4 protein-coding genes are annotated in these 4,057 nt (G+C 37.4%); 2 read left to right on the top strand and 2 right to left on the bottom strand.

What is annotated here, in order from left to right:
* Both G344_RS0106935 and G344_RS10965 read left to right on the top strand, forming a co-directional pair.
* Positions 1 to 1,077, top strand: a 1,077-nt coding sequence (locus G344_RS0106935) for a putative porin (protein WP_028255556.1), incomplete at its 5' end; no start/stop codon positions are given.
* Between the two features lie 277 nt (positions 1,078 to 1,354).
* Complete coding sequence (locus G344_RS10965) at positions 1,355 to 2,803, top strand: hypothetical protein (protein WP_051245856.1); 1,449 nt, start codon at positions 1,355 to 1,357, stop codon at positions 2,801 to 2,803.
* A 535-nt stretch (positions 2,804 to 3,338) separates the two neighbouring features.
* On the opposite strand, the gene G344_RS0106925 is transcribed toward G344_RS10965, so the two are convergent.
* Entirely contained in the window at positions 3,339 to 3,596 is a 258-nt protein-coding gene (locus G344_RS0106925; RefSeq protein ID WP_028255555.1) for a Txe/YoeB family addiction module toxin, read from the bottom strand.
* On the bottom strand, positions 3,589 to 4,057 hold a 469-nt coding region (locus G344_RS12295), incomplete at its 5' end, for a type II toxin-antitoxin system Phd/YefM family antitoxin (RefSeq protein ID WP_211219562.1). The genes G344_RS0106925 and G344_RS12295, both read right to left, overlap by 8 nt.

Raw genomic sequence — 4,057 nt, 5'->3', positions numbered from 1 at the left:
GCTAATGCTGAACAGCAGGCTATGATCAACCGTTTGGCTGACGAATTCTCCAGCGAATTGAACAACCTCGGTGTTCGCGTAGCTAACCTTGAAAACAGAGTTGGCAACATCAAAGTAACCGGTGACGCTCGTATTCGTTATCAGGGATCTGATGAAGCTGGGTTCTTTAATAAAAAAGGCGACAACAAAGACAAATCTAGATTCGATTTCCGTGGACGTGTTAAATTTAACGGCCAAGTAAATGAAAATACGGAATTCATGGTACGTGTGGCTTCTACTGACCGTGAATTTGGTAATGCTAGTGCTGGTAGCACTGCTTCCATCGACCGTGCATACGTTACCCATAACTTTGGTGATAAAGTAGCTTTGACTGCAGGTCGCTATCAGGGTACGGTAGGTAACGGTTTGGTATATGATGATACCTTTGATGGTGCTCAGTTGACCTATACTGGTAATAACTTCAATGCCGCTGTTGCTTATGGCTACCTTATGGAAGGTGGTTTGTTTGACACACCAATTGATAAGGTGAAAGGCAACTATGATGTTAAGATTAATGGCAATGAAGATGATAATATGAGCTTTACTCTCCTTCAAGCTAATGGGAAATTTGGTCCGCATGCTACATTAGGTGCTTTCTACCTCTTTGGTAACAAGAATGTCAAAAATGTACTTGGCGAAGACCAAGATATCTATGGCGCATCCTTAGACCTCAACTTTGGTAAAGTATGGGTTGGTGGCGAATATGCAACCTTCTCCGATGACTTCACAGGCGAAAATGGTAGCGACAACGATGCTTGGGTAGCTGGTATCGGTTATGGTGATTACAATATCGCTAAACAGGGTACTTGGGGCGTTAAAGTTAAATACTTTGATGAAGGCGTATACTCTCCGGTAATCAGCTCCAGCCCGAACTACAATCAGCCGTACAATGCTGACTACAAAGCATGGATGGCTACCGTAGACTATGCATTGGCTAAGAACGTAGGTCTTTCCGCTTACGCAACCTTTGGTGCTGAAGACCAGAAAGGCAATGATGCTCCGGAATACTACCGTGCAGAACTTAACTACAAATTCTAAGCTTAACAAGGGTAAAGGCTATAGCGGGAATGTGATTACATTAAACCCTTCTATTGTAAGCTTATATTGACCCATATTATAATTTTCTATTGTAATATGACGAAAATAGTTAAACAATACATTTGTTAGCTTATTTCGAGAGTCATAGAGTTGATGAGAGGCCTAGCTTTTACAAGCTAGGCCTTTTGTCATATATATTGGGACATCTTAACATTTGACAAAGGGTATAAAAGCAAGGGTTCTTTTTACGAATTCTGTTTATAGGGAGGCTTTTATTATGAATAAAAAGGGTTGGAAAAAGTATGTAGGCATTGTTTGTGCTGCATCCATTTTATCATGGGCTCCTGCATTTACAGCTGTAAATGTACATGCCCAAGTCCCCACTATTACACAATCCATGCAGTATCAACCCTCATGGGAAAGTAATGTTAACAAAGGTATCAATGATTTCATAGCTATGTATGGCAACAAGTCACCAAACTACGCTAATACCGTAAAGCCATACGCTGTATTCGACTTCGATAACACCACAGCAATTCTAGATATCGAAGAGCAGCTAGCCATTTGGCAGCTTGACCGATTAGCTTTTGCTATTTCTCCTGATAATATGAAAAATGTTTTATTAACAGGGATTCCAAAAGATAAATTAAATGCAGTTTATGGCGCTGATGACGGATCTGGTAAAGAAGTAAAAATACTTGATGCTATCACAGATGCAGCCAACGATTATAAGGTTCTCTATAAAAAAGGCTGGGTAACTATAAAAGGCATGCAACCTACAGCTGAAATGAAAGCTAGCCCAGAGTATCAAGACTTTAAAGCCAAGATGCGTTGGCTTTATACCGCAATCGGAGATACGATGGATTCTTCAGTAAGTTATCCGTGGGTAACTTACTGGTTTACGGGAATGACTCCTTCAGAAGTTTATAATCTTGCTAAGGAAAGTCATTTATACTACGGTGATCAAACTAAGGGGCAGACATGGACTAAAGGCAGTTATAGCAGTCCTAAAAATCTTTCTACAAAAGCGGGCCCCGTTACTGTTTCTTATAAGAATGGGATTACAGTAACTCCGCAAATGGTTGAACTCTATCGTTCTCTCAATGCAAACGGCATTGATACTTGGGTTAATTCGGCATCTCACTTAGATGTTGTCAAAGCTGCTGTAGATGCTTTCAATATTCCGGGAGTTGATGGTATTGTTGCTATGACGAACAAGCTTGATAAAGCTGGACGTTATATCAATGAATATAATTATGATTTACACGATCAAACCCAAGGTAAAGGTAAATCTACAACAATTAATAAAGTAATTGCACCACTCTATCAAGGACACGGACCTGCTCTAGCAGCTATGGACTCTCAAGGTGACTTTAACTTTGCTACTGAATTCAAGGATACTAAAATTGTTCTGATTTTCAATCGTCAGAGAAAAGATGATGCAGCTATTGTTGCCGGCATTGCAGAATATCAAAAGAAACATCATATTGACTTAGCTGCTGCCAATAAAAATGGGGATAGTTTATTCCTTCTTCAGGGAAGAAATGAAAACAATGGAACATATTGGGATTCTGACCAAACATTGCTCTTGGGTAAAAAAGACACCGCATACTTATCTCCTAAAGCATTAAAAGTAGAACATGAATTAAACCTTGGAAAATCTATTAGTGACGTTATTCAAGATAATAAAAAGGATAAAGAGCATACTGGTTATAAGACTCGCTGATTTCCATTTGCTAAATCTTACTAGGATTTGTGAATAATCTATACAAATGACTAGTTCTATCGAGAATCATGCCAAAACTCTTTGTCAAATGTTAAGTTGCCCCACTAAGACAACTTATAATATTATGGCTATTATATTTTAAGAGACTAATACTGCAGATGATACACTATGAACTTATAGGATGATGCTTATCATAAAAGCTTCATTACATTAAGCATCTCATTAGTAATTCAATCTTCAATTTAAACACGTCCTGAATACTTATCTGTAGACCTACTATTTTCTCTTAGGATATTTAGCATATGGGGCTGTAACAAAATGAGCGGTTTCACTCATTTTATTACGGCCCCTTTCTTTTTAGTAAAATCAGCTTTAGCAATATTTTAGGTGAAATCAAAATCCAGTAGATGCAAAAAATTTTTAATTATATTTTCAATAAAAAACAGAGCTCTCAAAAGAGGCCCTGCTTTATATATACTCGAAGAAAAATTTTTAAAAATCTAAAATAGACCGACTTAGCCGGAATAGATCTGCCTTATTCCTCATAATGGCCACGACAGGAATAAATGAAAAGGTTCTCTTCATCGGTATCATAGACAAGTCGATTATACTGATCTATACGTCGGCTGTATCCAGGTCTGTACCTTAACGGTTCAGGTTTACCAATTCCTTCCAAATTACCATTACGTTCTATGTCTTTTATCAACGCATTTATTTTCTTCAGCGTCTTTTTATCCTGCTGTTGCCAATACAAATACTCATCCCAAGAAATATCAGACCAAATTTTATTCATCGGCAGGATCCTCAATTAATTCTCTGCGTTTTCCTTGCCCCTTTTTAATCTGGTCCATACTTCTATCTAATTTAGCTAAGTATTCGGTATTTCTCATTGTTTTCATCAACTGATTATAATTTTCCAAACTCATGATGACAACATTCTTTTCATTCTTTCGTGTAACAATAATTGTACTTTGATTATCCGTTGCTTCGTCACAATAATTTTTTAAGTTATTACGTAATGTAGAATAATTTACAGCAATCATGTTCATCCCTCCTCTTGTAAATTTATTGTACAATATTATGTACATATAATCAAATTGATTTTGTATAGTGCAATAATTTTTCAATACATGTATACTCCTTTTTCGGTAGATTCCATCCGAAGGGGTATTTACAATGAAAAAACGTTTTGCAGCCGTATTTGCAGCAACTGCTGTATTAGGCGTAACAACTGCATTCGCAGCTAACCCGTTC

The sequence above is a fragment of the Veillonella magna DSM 19857 genome (assembly GCF_000428745.1).
GTDB lineage: Bacteria > Bacillota > Negativicutes > Veillonellales > Veillonellaceae > Veillonella_A > Veillonella_A magna.
This window is presented reverse-complemented; position numbering and strand designations above follow the sequence as displayed.